Source organism: Guptibacillus hwajinpoensis, from assembly GCF_020171785.1.
In the GTDB taxonomy this organism is placed as follows: Bacteria; Bacillota; Bacilli; order Bacillales; family Guptibacillaceae; genus Guptibacillus; species Guptibacillus sedimenti.
This window is the reverse complement of sequence record NZ_JAIVAE010000016.1, coordinates 14,356-30,097: the sequence shown is the minus strand read 5'-3', so window position 1 is coordinate 30,097 and position 15,742 is coordinate 14,356. Positions and strand designations below refer to the sequence as shown.

Annotated in this window: 17 protein-coding genes and 1 pseudogene; 10 read left to right on the top strand and 8 right to left on the bottom strand. The window is 41.7% G+C overall.

All coding sequences use genetic code 11. The annotated features are described in order from the left end of the window. Positions 1–131: 131 nt before the first annotated feature. From LCL91_RS19575 to LCL91_RS19560, 4 genes are all read right to left on the bottom strand, one after another. A complete protein-coding gene (locus tag LCL91_RS19575; RefSeq protein WP_224884944.1) occupies positions 132–1,808 on the bottom strand; it encodes a SagB/ThcOx family dehydrogenase in 1,677 nt (558 codons plus the stop codon). A gap of 19 nt (positions 1,809–1,827) precedes the next feature. Beyond that, positions 1,828–3,744, bottom strand: coding sequence for a TOMM precursor leader peptide-binding protein (locus tag LCL91_RS19570; RefSeq protein ID WP_224884942.1), 1,917 nt, complete (start codon positions 3,742–3,744; stop codon positions 1,828–1,830). Then, positions 3,741–5,633: a putative thiazole-containing bacteriocin maturation protein gene (locus tag LCL91_RS19565; RefSeq protein WP_224884940.1), complete on the bottom strand. Its 1,893-nt coding sequence runs from the start codon at positions 5,631–5,633 to the stop codon at positions 3,741–3,743. Before LCL91_RS19565 ends, LCL91_RS19570 begins: the two co-directional genes overlap by 4 nt. A gap of 607 nt (positions 5,634–6,240) precedes the next feature. After that, entirely contained in the window at positions 6,241–6,714 is a 474-nt protein-coding gene (locus LCL91_RS19560; RefSeq protein WP_224884938.1) for a MarR family winged helix-turn-helix transcriptional regulator, read from the bottom strand. A gap of 185 nt (positions 6,715–6,899) precedes the next feature. On the opposite strand from LCL91_RS19560, the gene LCL91_RS19555 reads away from it, so the two are divergent. After that, a complete protein-coding gene (locus LCL91_RS19555) occupies positions 6,900–7,838 on the top strand; it encodes a sensor domain-containing diguanylate cyclase (RefSeq protein WP_224884936.1) in 939 nt (312 codons plus the stop codon). Positions 7,839–7,968: 130 nt separating this feature from the next. Here the strand turns inward: LCL91_RS19555 and LCL91_RS19550 are convergent, their stop codons facing one another. Next, on the bottom strand, positions 7,969–8,364 hold the full coding sequence (locus tag LCL91_RS19550) for a VOC family protein (RefSeq protein WP_224884933.1): 396 nt from the start codon (positions 8,362–8,364) through the stop codon (positions 7,969–7,971). Positions 8,365–8,549: 185 nt separating this feature from the next. Here LCL91_RS19550 and LCL91_RS19545 point away from each other — a divergent pair, with 185 nt between their 5' ends. The 3 genes from LCL91_RS19545 (at position 8,550) to LCL91_RS19535 (ending at position 10,562) form a co-directional block, all read left to right on the top strand. Continuing rightward, positions 8,550–9,005 (top strand): GNAT family N-acetyltransferase, encoded by a 456-nt coding sequence (locus tag LCL91_RS19545; protein WP_224884931.1) that lies wholly within the window; start codon positions 8,550–8,552, stop codon positions 9,003–9,005. A gap of 28 nt (positions 9,006–9,033) precedes the next feature. Then, the gene (locus LCL91_RS19540) at positions 9,034–9,498 is read left to right on the top strand and encodes a GNAT family N-acetyltransferase (RefSeq protein WP_224884929.1); all 465 of its coding nucleotides are present in this window, start codon (positions 9,034–9,036) and stop codon (positions 9,496–9,498) included. 194 nt (positions 9,499–9,692) lie between these two features. Continuing rightward, entirely contained in the window at positions 9,693–10,562 is an 870-nt protein-coding gene (locus LCL91_RS19535; protein ID WP_224884927.1) for a GNAT family N-acetyltransferase, read from the top strand. 135 nt (positions 10,563–10,697) lie between these two features. Here LCL91_RS19535 and LCL91_RS19530 read toward each other — a convergent pair whose 3' ends face one another. Together LCL91_RS19530 and LCL91_RS19525 are read right to left on the bottom strand one after the other, a co-directional pair. Further along, on the bottom strand, positions 10,698–11,021 hold the full coding sequence (locus LCL91_RS19530) for a hypothetical protein (RefSeq protein ID WP_224884925.1): 324 nt from the start codon (positions 11,019–11,021) through the stop codon (positions 10,698–10,700). A 254-nt stretch (positions 11,022–11,275) separates the two neighbouring features. Next, positions 11,276–11,644 carry a VOC family protein gene (locus tag LCL91_RS19525; RefSeq protein ID WP_224884923.1) on the bottom strand — a complete coding sequence of 123 codons (369 nt, stop codon included), beginning with the start codon at positions 11,642–11,644 and terminating at the stop codon, positions 11,276–11,278. A gap of 160 nt (positions 11,645–11,804) precedes the next feature. On the opposite strand from LCL91_RS19525, the gene LCL91_RS19520 reads away from it, so the two are divergent. The 4 genes from LCL91_RS19520 (at position 11,805) to LCL91_RS19505 (ending at position 14,558) form a co-directional block, all read left to right on the top strand. After that, positions 11,805–12,566 (top strand): phosphotransferase family protein, encoded by a 762-nt coding sequence (locus LCL91_RS19520; protein ID WP_224884921.1) that lies wholly within the window; start codon positions 11,805–11,807, stop codon positions 12,564–12,566. Positions 12,567–12,673: 107 nt separating this feature from the next. Then, positions 12,674–12,850, top strand: a complete 177-nt coding sequence (locus tag LCL91_RS19515) for a hypothetical protein (RefSeq protein WP_224884919.1) — start codon at positions 12,674–12,676, stop codon at positions 12,848–12,850. Positions 12,851–12,926: 76 nt separating this feature from the next. After that, positions 12,927–13,469, top strand: a complete 543-nt coding sequence (locus LCL91_RS19510) for a nucleotidyltransferase family protein (protein WP_224885031.1) — start codon at positions 12,927–12,929, stop codon at positions 13,467–13,469. 183 nt (positions 13,470–13,652) lie between these two features. Continuing rightward, positions 13,653–14,558: a DUF4367 domain-containing protein gene (locus tag LCL91_RS19505; RefSeq protein WP_224884917.1), complete on the top strand. Its 906-nt coding sequence runs from the start codon at positions 13,653–13,655 to the stop codon at positions 14,556–14,558. Positions 14,559–14,657: 99 nt separating this feature from the next. Here the strand turns inward: LCL91_RS19505 and LCL91_RS19500 are convergent, their stop codons facing one another. Beyond that, a complete protein-coding gene (locus LCL91_RS19500; RefSeq protein WP_224884915.1) occupies positions 14,658–14,849 on the bottom strand; it encodes a hypothetical protein in 192 nt (63 codons plus the stop codon). Between the two features lie 120 nt (positions 14,850–14,969). Between LCL91_RS19500 and LCL91_RS19495 the strand changes: the two are divergent. Together LCL91_RS19495 and LCL91_RS19490 are read left to right on the top strand one after the other, a co-directional pair. Next, positions 14,970–15,377: pseudogene (locus LCL91_RS19495) on the top strand (HIT family protein). 86 nt (positions 15,378–15,463) lie between these two features. Beyond that, a complete protein-coding gene (locus LCL91_RS19490) occupies positions 15,464–15,700 on the top strand; it encodes a hypothetical protein (RefSeq protein ID WP_224884913.1) in 237 nt (78 codons plus the stop codon). Positions 15,701–15,742: the final 42 nt, after the last annotated feature.

The following is a 15,742-nucleotide window of genomic DNA, read 5'->3' as shown; positions in this document are numbered from 1 at the left end:
TGGACTGCTAAAGTTTCTTTTATATTTTCATACTCTTCATGATGGAAACAATAAAATCCAATAGTAAGGAATATTTGAAATCTCGAGAAGTCAGCGGAAAAGTGCAACTCGCTCTAGTGATTTGATAAATCTTATTCAATGGGGTTACCGTTCATGATGCACCCTTTGTGTAGACCACAACTTGTGCCATGATTCTCAGGAGAATCAGCAGAACCGTCCCAGCGATCCCCCCAGCTATTCCCAGCGATCCCCAGCGATCCCCAGCCAATCCCCCCAACCAACCAGCTCTTAGCCCAATGAAACCCAACAGGCACTTGGATAATCGTCGTCTTCTGTGAACCTTCCAGATCATATATCTCATCCACCCCATTGATATCAAATCCAAGCAGGGGATGGCCGTTCATGCCAAGTGCGCTCGCGGTTAACAAGATTCGCTGAAGCAGCATACCCGCTTCCATGTGTTGAATGCGATACCCTCTGTAGCCAAGTTCGCCTTTATGATGTGTACGGTCCCCGACGATATGAAGACAAACTGGAACTTGATGCAGATTAACATTGTGAAGGGACATCCCAGCCTGGAGGCGAAAACGAAAGTCACCTTCTTGAATAAGTAGGAGAGAATGAGAAGCGGCGTCATAGAGATAGGCTCCATTTGGAATGCCGTCAATCTGATAAAAGCAGCCATAAATGGAGACCCTCGATTTCTGGTTTTCTTCGTTATTCAGATCGTTATCGTATCCATAGGAGTCCATGCTTTCCTTAAGCAGTGAAGCAAGCTGAACCTGATTTACTCGCTGTGCACGAAAATCCATTTCAGGAGAATAGCGATTTAGGCAAGCGTGGGTGAAGTTTTGGGATAGTTTCTTCTGTACTGCTGGCAAAGCGATGTGAACCTTGTAATCTATTTTTTCTTGTCTCGCTTCTAATTGCCGAAAGAACTCCGTAGCTTCAAGTAGCGTCTCCTGATGAAGCTGTGCGATTTCAGAAAAAGGCAATACGTTTTGCGAACGTTGCACATGGGTCGTTTTGATCTCCGGAATGGTTTGACTCAATGCAGTTGTAGTGCATTTACCTAGAGTCTTCTCATGTGGGATCTTTTGCTCTGAAAGAGGAATAACGGCATAAGTGCTTTCCTCCTTACCGTCTAGCCCGAGTAGATGATTAACAGCATGATCGAGAAACTGAAAATGAACCTTAGGATGAAAACAACAGCGTTTACTCACCTCTAATAGCTGCCCGATCAGCGCACCAGCATCCAATCCTTGAAGACGATACGAAAAGTTGTGGTACTTAAAGAAGTTTTTCCAAAACATTGTCGTGATGATGACCGCCCCAAAACACTTGGAAAGGGAAGAGCTGTTGCCAAGTGCGCGTGTTAAGTAGGAATCAAAATTCCCCTTTCGAAGCAGAAGAAGGCGATGGTGAACGACGTCGTAGTGGTAGATTCCGTGTAGTAAGTCTTCTAGTTTCAGATATACATAAAGTTCGCTTGGATATAAGCCGCCACCCGAAGGAGGGAAGCGGCGGAATCCTTGCATTGTTTCAGCTACTTCTTCCCCTGTGGAAGAAGAAAAAGCGGTTTGGTTAAACTGAGTCAGCCCATACGTATACCAGAGAAAATGGGCGATTTTATTCAGGTTAGGCCGATCTTTTATGACTAGTGGTATTTCATCAGGAAGACGGAACTCCTGCAGATGACGGTACAGCTTATACGGATGAGGAGCATCGTCCCAATTCACTTCCCAGTTCGCTGGTGTCACACGTTCATTTTGAAAATGAAGCTGGTGTAAAAATAGGTCGAGATCCATGACTTACCTCCTCGCCACGTTACGGAAATGGATGCGGATAAGGGTTAAGCTCCTCCATTGTTAGTTCTCGATCTACATACCCTAATTGTTTCGGAACCGTTAATACTCGGCTTAATCCGGTGACACGTCTTAAGTGATGGCCGAATGTCATCGGCAGCATGCCTGGGATGATCACTTTTGCGCAGTGGAGTCCGTTCCGCTTAATTTCAGGTGTCGTTTGATCAACGACGATTACATCTAAGTTTAAGTGACGGAAGTTTTGTAACAGGTTATTGAGATCCTCTGTAAGATCATTATGAGGATTTGCTGGTTGAAAGGCCTCCTGGAAGGTTTGTAGCGGTTGGTTTTGATTTAGTAAAAAGTGAAGGCGTTCTTCTGCTTCAGGAAGTCCATAAAGCATGCCATGATCATCCATTTTCTTAACAAGCGAAGCGTCATGATACATAGCTAAAAAGTCATCTTTCTTCTTTTTAAATTCTTTATTTAACGGGGTAATCATGCCAACACTTTCAAAGATCGCGCTTTTCACTGCACGAACGGGATCGAGATGGGCACCAGCTGCACACATTAAATTTAAGCGTTCGGTATCAGAGGTGCGGTTCTTCGTAATCGTTAAAATACACGGAATGCCGTGTTCCATCGTGGCATTGTATAAATAAAGGTCATAGCCCGTTAACTCTTGCATGCGGTCGATCATTAAGTGGAGCTCTTCGTCGTTTGATGAGTAAGGATCAATTTGCGGGAGCGGAAGCTGGGCGTACCAGGTGATGAGAAAAGAGTCGCGTTCAAGCACTTCCATCATGCCATAGAAGATGGCTTCCTCAAGACTTCCTCCGATCGCACAGCCGTTTGACGTCTCAAACACAAACCCATCCCCACAGCCCATGCTGTAATAAGCGAGACGCTCAGGTACGAGAATAGGTTCTTTTTTAAGAAGGGAGTAGCCCCACACCCAGTTCATTTTTCGATCAGGATGAAAAGGAGCGAACGGATACCCTTTTTCTGCATACTGTTCCTCAGCATGAACGCCGAGATGAAGCGGGTTTAAAGCGCGGTCCAGGTTACGATAGCAATCGTGCACAACGGTTCTTTTTCCTTTCGGATCGATCCCGCATGAGCGTTCTAATCCTTCCAATATCGCTGTCATTTGACTCATCGCATACGAATTCGTTCTTCCTGCCGCACCTTCATTTCCGTTAAAGAGAGGGAGGTTCACAATCGCATCCGCATACGTTGTTTCAAAATCGATCATGAGGCGATTTAAAAGGCCTGTGCGTGAGTCGAGGTAATCCTTTGAGAGCACGTTGCGTAAGTCGTCGATCGACCGAGTGCGGTAGCCGCTGACTTTTAGACTTGGTTTTAACGTTATCACCGCCTCCGTGTCTTCTGGAAGAGAACTGCACACAGAACAATAAGCGTCTGGTAAGATCCGGTGGCGAGAGCTTTCAAGAGTTGCCATGTTTAGAAGATAAATCGCTCCGTCTAATTCTGTAGAACGGGGCGCGAGCACTTCATTAATAATCAATTGAGCCATATGAAGGAGGCCTATTTGTGAAACCCATTGATCCTGAACAGAGTTCCCATCGGTGAAAGATTGTTGAATTTTCCATAGATCCTCCCGATCGGTTGCGGCCATCATCTTTCGCGTATCGGCACACTGTGAACAGCCTTCTTGACCGGGGCGAACGAGTGGACCGATCACCCCTTCGCCAAATGAGAAGAAGGCGCGTAGCCAATTGATGCCGAGCTCTCGTGCCATTTCTTCCGCTTGTTTATGGATGGACGGATTCCAGTTGTCGTGAATAACGAGCAACAAGGATGTGTCCAGAGGTATTGGTTCTTCAAAATCTGATCGAAGCGTGAGGGAAGAGTGGGGAGCGAGTTGCTCTGCTATGCAATCTTGAAGCTGCCCATTTCCGACTAGGGTAATGTTCACGTCATCTCCCCCTCTCGTAACAGCACGCCATAAATGTCTAGAACTCCATCTTTTACAAAGGTTTCAAGCGTTATTTTGAATATGGAAAGCTTCTCGAAACGGTTCATAACAGAACGAAGAACATTCGCCTGATCGCTTGCGTCATAAGCAGGAATATCAATGGACTGAATGGGTTTTTCTTCAAAAGGAAGCGTTGCGAAAGAAAGAGCTGCCGATATGGTCTTGTTTTGCGCTTCTTTCACAGCTTGTAGGAGGGCAAGTCGTAATGCGAGCTCAAGCGTCATCCCGACGCTCCCATACCAGCGGCTATCCGATGCTTTTCTCCATACGACGGGAAATCCGTTCGTATCTTTTCCTAACGCAAGATCCGGAACTTTTGTCATCGTGTTTAAAACTTTGTAATAGTAGCGACAGGAATTGTCATCAACCTGTTGGGGGGCAAATCGGAAAATTCCTTCCATGCACTGATCGGCTTTCTGATTCCATTCCTCTTCTAACGCTGTTTGCAGTGCGCGACTGACCGCTTCAACTGGTGTATCACCAGCACCAATATGAAGCTCCGTTGGGGTGTATTGATTTTTATCGAAAGGTGAGGGGAGTGACGAGAGAATCTCTTCTTTTAACGGAACAACATACTCCTCGATTCCGATTAATCCAGCTTCGCGTCTTGCTTCTTCGTGTGTTAAAGCTGATGCGATCTGGCTTGGATGGAGCATAGCGGATCCGGCTGGTTTCACGTTAACTGGCTGAACCTCACACTGAGCTAATGGTAATTGATTCAGCTCGCCTTCTTCCCACTTATGAAAAATGCCTAATTCACTTGTTAGCTGACTGAAATAGTAAAGGAGTTTGTTCGGATCTTTTTTCTTCTCTTCACTAAATTCTTTGGAGACCTTTTCGACTTCGATTTTTCCTGTGACAAGCGGATGAGGGCAATAGGAATGCCATTTGCCTTCAAGGGTTTCGAGGTTAAGCAGAAACACTTGATTGCTCGAAAGTACAGGGATGTCTGTACTCTTTTTAAACCATTCAAATGCGACCATGTTTGCGAGCATCGCCCCAGCAGGCGGTGAAAAGGAGCCGGTGTTTTGCGGTTCATGTAAACTTCGCCACGCAGATTCCCAGCAGCCACTGTCTTGCGTAACGAGCGGGCCGGCCATTCCAATTCCTTTTGTACAGATGGCGGGAAGAAATGTCTTTTTCTTTTCTTTACAGGCATGCAGAAGACTTCGTAGCTCCTGAACATTTTCTTCGGAAGAGACATATAAAATGGCGTCGAATGGTTCGAGTTGCTTATCCCAAGCGATCGGGCCTCTCTTTAAGACAACCTCAATCGAGACTTCAGGATCTGATTTTTTTGCTGCAACTTCTAATTGTCTGATTCGATTTTGGCTCGTCTTTTCATCCGTTAATAGTACCTGGAAACGAGGCAAACCAGATGTAAGTAAGGATGAAACCAGCCCAATTAACATCGATCCTTCTCCAACAACGAGAACGCTTTTCTGCCGGTATTGCTGAAACCTGTACGCACCGGAATCAGAAAAGCTTTCGATGTATTCAATCTGTGAAGCGAAATTCTCCACAACATGTGATGGTAATTCGTGGGGAAGATCTTGACTAACGTCACGAAGAAACCCATTCGTATAGAGGGTATTTGTAATCTCGTAAACGCGATCACGATAAGGCTTTGTAAGTCCTTCTGTGAGGGTTTCAAGTGAATATTCGCCGTTATACATCGGGATTAGTTTTTCGATCCATTGATGGATTGTGCTTCCTTCCATTCGGAAAGAACCTGCATTGTTTCTGAAATAGACGCTTCCACTCGGTTCCGGCATGAAGAAAGTGCCTTTCTTAAGCTTTAAACGCATGGAAGGCTGAACATTCGTCATGACATACCTCCTGACCACAGATCTGACTTCATACTATGAGTCTATGTTTGCGGTTTTGTCTCATATGTGTGGACATGATGGGTAAGAGGGGGTTTGATTGTATTCTGGAGATGCTGCCACAAGGTTTTTAAGGGGCACGCTTAATTAGGACGTTTCGCAGAATTAATTGAGATTTCGCGGAAATAATACGTGTTTTCGCGGAATAAAATTAATTTTCGCGGAATTATCCAGAAAATCGCGGGATTATCAATTTCCTCCACTAAATGGGAGGGATATGCAAGGAATACTGGAGCGAAACCAATCATCTTGCGAAAGAGCGCTTATCTCTTCATAGATAAACGCTCTTTTCTACTTCCAACATATACATAACACACCTAAACTATCCATTTTGAAATAAGCTCGGTACACTTTTATATATCTTAAAATAAGGAGACTATCATACTGTGCCACGTATAAAATCAACTGAATTCTTTTGTAAAAGCTGTTACCTGAATTTCATTCCCGGGCAGCACGTTGCTTATCTCAGCGAAAAGCATTATACCGTTTGTGAATCTTGTTCTACTCACGAAAGCCACATTGAATGGCGAATTGTTGAAGATATTTATGATTAATCAGCTATGGATTTTTTTGACGTTTTTTCTACCCATTTTACAAATGAATCCCCATAGAAGTGTTTGTTCATATCAGACACAATGGACATGAACTGAGCTCGTTTGTCTGGATCCATTTCTTTCATATAGTTCCAGAATTGATATTCGTAGGTGGAAGAGGTGTGCAGAATCTTTTCACCTTCTGGGCTGAGTGATACATACGTCACGCGTCGATCCTGGTTCTTTTTCGTTTGGATGATCAGGTCTTTTTTTGTCATACGTGTTAATACCTGAGCCACCGTTGATATATCGAGCAAGCTTAATTCAGCTAGTTTTGTGAGGGTAATGGATTTTTCTAGATAGACAATCCACAAAATGTGTTGTTCTGCCTGGGTGATGCCGAGGTCTTTTGCGGCCATTTGCCATTCCTTATCTAATACTTTGAATGCCGCACGCATGTGATTCATGATGTAATGCAATTGGTTTTCCATACATCGATCCTTTCTATATGAGGTTTAGTTCTATTTTACTATATAATGTGTTGGGCGCGAAAGGATTGGATTATCTTGCATAGCGTTCGCACCAAACAACACATTGGTTGGCTGTCATTTCCTAATAATCAGGGTATGTATAGGAGGTTATCGTTTTTAATTAGAAAAAGTGGAGGATTGACGATATGGTGGTACTACTAACCGTTTTCACAAGCATGGTCATGAGTTTTTTTATCTATCGAGGTATACGCCATTACTTAACCTTAGTTGATCGCAATCATTTATCAACCTGCGTGATTGAAACAGCGACGGACGCCATTGTATTAGCAGACCAAAACATGAGAGTGGTTGTCTGGAACCAATCGGCAGAGAAATTATTTGGTTACACACAAAAAGAAATTGTAGGAAAGCCTATTCAACTGATTTTCGCAGAAGAAGATCAGGATATCTTGCAACAAAATAGGATATTGCGTAAGAAGGTGAAGAGAGTGATGGAAGGGAAAGGAATGACAAAATGGCAGTCTGAGTTTGCCATGGAACTTTCTATATCAACTTGGAAAAAAGACGGCGCTTCTTATTTTTGTGCGATTGTTCGAGATATAACCACGCGAAAAACGACGGAAGAACAAATAACCAGGTATGCCTATCTCGATTCACTTACGGGGCTAGCCAATCGCCGCTCTCTAGAAGAAGAGATGCAGAAATGGATTGACAACCTGTCTTCTTTCTACGTCTTGTTTCTCGATGTGAATAACTTTAAAACAATTAATGATACGCATGGTCACCAAGTTGGGGACAACGTATTAAATAAAATAGGGGAGATGCTCGTGGCTGTTAGCTCGAAAGACACTTTTGTTTCCAGATGGGGAGGAGATGAGTTTTGTCTCTTACTTTCCGAAACTCGTGATATTCAAAGTGAAATTCAGAGACTCTCTCATCGAGTTGGAATAACTCTTCGCTTTAATGAAGTTTTTCTACCTATTCATATCAGCATCGGGCACAGCCACTTTCCAAGTGATGGACTTACCGCTACTTCATTAATTGAAAAAGCTGATAATGAGATGTATCAGAAAAAGAGGTGTACTCTTAAACAGGCAATGGAAGAGACGGTGGCATCGCCGTAACAGCCCCTTGTAGAGACTCGATAATTTTCTAGCGGTGAATCCATGCTTTCAATAGTTAACGAATGAACTTGGCATGTTGAATGAAATGAAAAAAGGCGCGATTAGGCGCCTTTTCTAGTCGTGATAAATGCTATTTCGCATGTTCATCTGGTTGATGAACCCCAAAGATGTTTCCTTCCGTATCCTTATAGTATCCCTGCCAGGCCATCCCCGGTAGCGCATATTTAGGCAATGCGACCACACCGCCTTTTCCAAGAATTTTTGCTTCAATTGTATCGTAATCTTCTACCGCTATCGTACAGGCATAGCCATTGACAGGCTGATTTGGAACTGGAGGTGGACCTTGTCGCTGCATCAGGGCACCGTTAATGCCAAGTTGATCGTCACCACCAGTGACAACACCAAAATAAGGCATGCCAGCAAAGTCGCTCCAGTCTTCGTAAGTCCATCCAAATATTTCACCATAGAAACTTTTTGCGCGGTCCATGTCATCGACGTGAATTTCAAAATGCACAATTCTGCCCATAATTCCCTCCTAAATAGTCGTTGTGTCTTCATCTTGTATGTTCGATAAGACGCATAAGCAGTCCTTCTAAAATGAACGCAGGTTTTTGGTGGAAGGAAGATTCTTTTGTTTTATCGAATAGGTAAAAGGGAGAATCTAAGCAGGTATTTGTCAAAGAGCAGTTCAACCTGGCCCTCGCCAATTCCTTGCGAGTCTGGCATGCGCATCATCATCCTTCTATTAAATCCGAGTACCAGGTCATCAAAATTAGCGAAGCTCTCTTTAACGATCAGAGCAATTTTATTAACAATAAACGCTTCTTACGGTCGAAAATAGCTGAATTCTGGACTTCTCCCAATGACTTTTTTGATAATGGAATCGGGTATGGCGTTGTTTGTCAAAATCAACTTGTGAGTTTATGTTTTTCTGGATTTGTGGCTGGAAATGTTCACGGGTTAGATATGGAAACCATCGAGGAGCATCAAGGGAAGAAATTAGGTCAGGTGGCAGCGTTCAGTGTGGTGAAGGAATGTGTTGATAAGGGGATGGTTCCATATTGGGACTGTGAAGAGGCAAATCAGGCTTCCAATGCCATTGCGAGAAAGATAGGGTTAGGGAAAATCTTTTCTTACAATGTGTATCTTTTTCCGATGGATTCCTAAGTTAATTTAATTAATAAGAGGTGAGTGTATGGTTTCTTTACATAAAGTTCAAAAAGAAGAAGCGACGATCTTGCATAATCTCATGCAATTTTATTTTTATGAGTTTAGTAAATACTTACCAAACATGAAGTTGGGAGTTAATGGCGCCTACAAGAAAATTGAGTTAGATCATTATTGGCGTGATCAACACCAGGCTTATTTTATTAAGTTAGGTGATGAATTGATTGGTTTTGCTCTTGTCGAAATGGGCAGTCTTTCAAGTTCAAATACCATTCAGGAGTTCTTTATTATGGCTAAATATCAGGGGAATGGATATGGAAACGAAAGTGCGAAAAAACTGTTTGCGATGTTTCCTGGGGAATGGGAGGTCACTCAGATCGAAAAGAATACACCTGCACGAGCTTTTTGGAAAGGGTTAATTAAGGAAGTGACTGCCAATCAATATAAGGAATATCATGAAAACGGCTCTTACGTACAGAAATTTAATGTATAGATTAGTAGAGCAAGAGAGTCATCAGGTGTTTGGACTTTCAGGTGATGGATGTCCTAGTTATCGCGTCATTCAGGGAGTCACGATGGGACGACCAAGTGTTATTCGCTCTAAGGTTTTTATAGAGGATGGGGATATTAGGAAAACGCAGAAGAAATCAAATAGGTGAGGAAACCACTTCCCGGGGGGAGATTTATTTGAGTTCAATCAGAACAATGACTAGGTCTGATATCCATGAAGTTTCGATGCTAATTGCAGAGTTAAACAATAAGGAAGATTCGTACATTGGCTACTGTGGAACCGAAGTTGAAGAGATTGCTAACTCTTTTGTAGAAGATATAACGGATATTCATTATACGAAGAGTTTTGTCGTAGCTTATGAGAAAGATGAGTTGGTTGGTGTTTTAGGATTTGATGCATCCCTAGAAAGTCATCATGCAGAAATATGGGGGCCATTTGTGAAAGAACCTGAATGGGTCAACCAGTTATGGACTGAAATGGAGAAATTACTACCTCCTGAAATACATAAACTCAGTATGTTCACAAGTCATCACAATCAAAATCTATTAAGCTTCGCTAAGGAAATGGGATTTGTTAAACAAAGTGAGCAATCCATATTAACAGTTTCTCGTGAGAATAGGCAGCAAATAAAAGATGAACCGATTGTGGAACTAACGGAAGAGTACTTCTCAGAGATAAAACAATTACATGATAAAGTTTTTCCAGAAACGTATTATAACGGGCAACAATTGATCGAGCGCCTTAGTGAGAATCGAAAAGTGTTTATTGTGAAAGAATCTAATCAACTAAAAGGCTATATCTATGTGGAGGCTGAACCAGCGTTTGGAGAGGCTAGCATTGAGTATATGGCCGTTATAGATTCGGAACGAGGTAAGGGATTTGGGGAGCAGCTGATAACTGGTGCCGTCCAATGGATTTTTACTTATGAGGATATTTCTTCCATTATACTTTGCGTTAATACAGCTAATGAAACAGCCATAAAATTGTATAAGAAGGTTGGTTTTGAGCACAAACATGATTTAGTATTTTTGCAGAAAAATAGGTAGTCGAATGATAAAAAACTTATCGATTAGTCATCATTTATAGAACCTGGAGCTGCACACCGGATCCAGGTTCTTTTTCATTTGATAATCAATGAGGGTGATTTATCTTGAGAAATCATCAGAGAGATCTGTTCCGGTTCAGCGTCCCCCACAACGACCGCATCTGCCACATCCGCCACATCTTGCGGCACATCCACCACAACCTGCGCATCGAGCACAGCGAGCGCATCCACCACAACCGGCACAACCGCCGCAGCCTGCACAACCCGCACAGCCGGCACAGGCTACGCAACCTGCACAGCGGAAACACCCGAAGCATACAAACCCAATCAACCGAGTATCATTTGGATCTATATTTTGATCTCCATTTGTGTAATAGTTCGCTTGCTCACAAGGAACTAACTCCTGAGCATGGTACTCTCCAACATCTAAGTGCTGAAGATCGTTTTGAAATTGATTCATTTCTGTCACCTCCATAAACGTTCATCATGGACTGAAATCCATTTTCCTAAGCGCTATCTTATGAAACACTTTCTTCAACACACTATGTAGGTGGGCTGGGTGATGTTCCTGATGAAAGAGCGGAGAGTTTTTGGACGAAGTGGTAGGAGCAGGGATCTTTCCCTTGAAAAGAGGAGAAGGGCTTCTTATTACGCTTCGGAGTCTAAAGTTTGGTCGTTAAAAAAAGCTACCCTAATGGAGTAGCTCGAGAACATTTAGTTATGTACCTGCAGTTTGTTTCCGCTAGGGTCATAAAAGTGAAAGAAGTGGTGGCCTTCATCTTCCTGGATCGGTTCGACTTTTACATTTTGATCAGCTAAGTAATTGTAGAGTCGGTTAATGTTTGCCGTTGTTAGTCCAACCGAAAATTCTGGCTCACCATTTTTGAAAAAGTGTCCTCTCGAGCCCTCGTCCGCTTCTACCAAAACGAAGAGGGGACCTTCTTCAAGCGCAAGAACAGCTAAATCACCTCGATTAAATTTTAAGGTGAACTGCAAACACGCTGTGTACCAAGAAACGGACTCATTGAGATTGACGACTGGTATGCGAATGTAGTGAATACCATTAAAAAGAGAATCGCTCATAGTGTTCCTCCTATCGGTAGCATTTCCTACATACATTTCGTTCCAATTCCATCGTCTCCTTTTAATTATGATGAATATTAATAGATTTATTGATCGAATTTTGAAATAATTGGTATCGTGAAAAGTCGTTATCTCGAATAGAAAGTGCAGGCGGGTACTCATGGAAAAAGAGATGAAAAGTATAGTGGAAGAAATAATAGGAAAAATAGAGCGAATGAGTTTATTACAAGATCAGGGGTGTACCTCAGAGGTGCATCAAGTCGTTACAGAGGAAGGCAGCTATGTGCTAAAAAATTCCTATGAACGAAAATATCGAGAATGGTTAAGAAATGAAGCTGGTGTATTAGAAAAGTTAAATACGAACACAGAGATCCCCACGCCGAATTACAATGGTTATTTTGAAGGGAAGAATAGTAGTCATCTCCTTATGTCATTTGAGAAGGGGGTAACATTAACCACTTTATTAAGAGAAGCAAAGAAGCAAGAACTACTGTCACTCATTAAGAGTTTTGGACAGTTTCTTCAACATCTCCATGAAACGACTGCTACTGGGTTTCATAATAATCAATGGCTTGTTGAACAGTTAAAAAAGGCGGAGGGGTACGTAAAATCTGGTGATGCTGATGGGCGTTGCGAACTCTTGCAGAAGTTGATTTTAAATCAACCATCTGACGTTCAACAAACGATGATACACGGGGACTGCACGACCGATAATGTGATGGTTATAAACGGAAAAGTGAGGTTGTTTATTGATGTAGCGGGAATGACGATGGGTGATCCTCGATATGATGAATCATTAGCGATTCGAAAATGGCTACATCATGAAGAATACATAGAAGCATTTTACGAAGGATACAGGCGTTATAAGGTAACAAAACAAGAGTTCGAGTATTTTAATGAGGGGTTATATGAATTTTTCTAACCTAGCTAAATATTAATTTATAAATTAACTAAAAAGGAACAATAGCTGCTTGCTAATCGTCAATATTAGGGATAGATTCCAATATGATGAATAAAAGGAGAGAGCGTATGGGGGTTTGGTATTTTTTACTCTTGTTTATTGGATTGTTTTTAGTAGGAAACGGACTCATTGGAAGGAAACGAATGTCTTTCGTTTGTATAGGCGCATTATTTATCTTGTTCGCTCTATTTATGTTTTCACCGGGGAGTGATGAGATCATTGCTGATTTATTAAATCTGAACTGAAAGGAAAATTGAGATAGAAAACCAAGGGCCGTAATTTTCCAAACGAGGTGTTAGGTTGAAGACAAAAGAAGATATCATGAAGCTAATCGAAAACGATGAACGAATGATGGAGATCATTAAGGCGGCAAGTCAGCTGAATTTGCCTGATTGGTGGATATGCGCGGGATTTGTTCGGTCTAAAATCTGGGACACACTGCACGGATTTGAAAAAAGAACGGATCCGCCAGACGTTGATGTCATTTATTATAATCTTGACGACACGCGTGAAAAAACTGAAAAAGAATTAGAAGCTCAGTTGAAGAGAATCCTTCCAGGTGTACCCTGGTCTGTAAAGAATGAAGCACGAATGCACGTGATTAATCATATCGAACCCTACACTTCTGCAGAAGATGCGATTTCTAAATTTCCAGAAACCGCCACTGCTCTCGGTGTCAAAATTGATAAGGATAACAATCTTATTCTTACTGCTCCCTGGGGGGTGGATGATGTGATCCATTTAGAGGTGAAGGCGACACCATTTTTTAGAGAGAGTAAAGAGCGAGCCGCGATTTACAAAGAACGGGTGATTAAGAAAGATTGGAAAGAGATTTGGAAGAAGATCGAAGTGTATCCGTTATAAAAAATGTTGTTAGAAGGAGATTATCTGCGATGAGGTAGTCTCTTTTTTGTAATTAAAATAGAATGGCAGAGTCTAGTTAAAGGATAAGAAACACTGCGAATTTCTAGTTTATTACCATTTTTTGAAAATTTAGACAGTTGCTGATCGTACAAATAATTAAGACAACAAAACGGAGGGTGTATTTTGCTTAGGAAAATTCTACTAACTGCGATGACGCTTATATTAACTGCTGGTTGTGCATCGAACCAGCCTGCTAGCGTAAACACGGAAGAAGAGAATACAACGAAAGATGATGTCACCACGGTGCTTGAGCAAATATTTTCAGGACCGGATGAAGAATTGACACAGATTTATGAAGAGGAAAAGTACGAAGAGGTTTCTACCTACTACATGGACAAATTCAATCCTTATTTCACAGAAGACTATATGGAGAGTGCGATGATGAACAATTTACTTTACAGCTTTCATCGCAAGGCGTACGGAAATGGTGTTGAAATGACGATTGGGACCATGAATGTTGAGCAGAGCGAGGACACAGCAACCGCTTATGACTTTGACATACAAGTTAATGTAAGCAATGGTCAAACGGCAGATGTTCGTGGCAGAGTCAACACAAACGAAGAAGGTAAGATTACGCAAATCCGCTATATCGATACGCAATCATTGCCCTATGCTTTCGATACAGCAACAGAAACAGAAGATGGACTATTCGTATACGATCGTTCAAGATTAGTAGGTCGAACGGGAGATGAAGCGTATCAACCTCTGTATCCGACAGTCATGCCTTATGAAGTGGATGGGGTAGAGATCAAACATGAGAGTAAGGATGATAGCACGATAACGTTTGTTTTTCATAGCGAAACGGGTGAAAAGATGGAATTAATGACCGTTAAAAATGGTGAGATCTCTTCTGATCAGATAGAGACAGAGGAGGTTTCAATTGGAGATCAAAAAGGACAATATGCAGGAAAAGAAGGCGAGACGCAGCGATTGATTTGGACAAATGGTTCGATTACCTATGAGTTGAAAGGGAAGATAGAGGACTTATCAAAAGAAGATCTGCTTACAGTTGCGGAGTCTTTTGAATAAGGGACGATTGAGGGGGAGCTGATCATTAAGAAGATGAGCTCTCTTTTTCTAGTAATCTCGTATTAAATGTTTTTACAAAATAGGGTAGGTATTTTAATGCTAAAGTTTTCGGTTTCTCCCTTTGCGTATACTTGGAGCTACCATGAAGAATCCACATAGAAAGCCTCCAATGGAAGAGCCAGTTAAAACACTCCATTTAGGAAGTTCATCACCTAATAGTAAAGCCATCAAAATCCATACAATCGGATAGATTAATATACCTATGAATCCCCAGAGAAACCGATTTTTCATATCCAACACCCCTGTTATTTACTTCATACTTACTAATTACCTTGTTGGTAGCGGATTAAACGAAGGATAGATTTAGACTGTAAATCCTTGGGTGATTTTAAATAAAAAGGAGGAGTTTGACTGACTTACAAAGAGGACTGTCCATTTTGTCATCCTGAAAGAGACGACAAACAAAAGATTCTATTTGAAAATGAATTTTGCTATTTCTTACAACACGACGATCAACAAGATGTCTTAGAAGGCTGTGGCGTCATTGTTCCTAAGAAGCATCACGCTAACGCATTTGAATTATCGAAAGAAGAATGGAACGACACCTATGAACTTTTGCAGAATGCAAAGGAATACCTGGATTAAGCGTTTTCTCCAGATGGTTATACACTTGGTTGGAATGTGGGGGAAGTTTCCAATCAATTCATTTTACATAGTCATCTGCACGTTATACCAAGATATGATGACGAGCCTTTGGCTGGGAAGGGATTGCGTTACTGGTTAAAGCAACCTGAAAATAAAAGGAAAAAAGCACTTTAGTAGTGATGTCTTTGTAAGAGAATATCCACCATGATGTGGATTACGGCATCACAAGAATTAAATGGTACTTACTTGGAGGCATTCACATGCGATTATTTAAATCGATGACAAATAGACGAGCTGCAAATTGGAGAAAAGGCGCCATCGTTGGCTTTTATACGTATTTGATCTTATTGTTTGTGAACTTTACTCATCATCTCATTTACTCTGATGATTTCTTTTCTTCAGCAATTCTATTTTGGTCGGGATTACTGACTGCCTTTGGCTATGAGATTGTTTTAAACTTAAAGGATAGAAAAACAATGAATAAGTATGGATCATGAAAGTGTTGGCATGTTTTCCGCTTTTAAAAAGTCATTATGAAA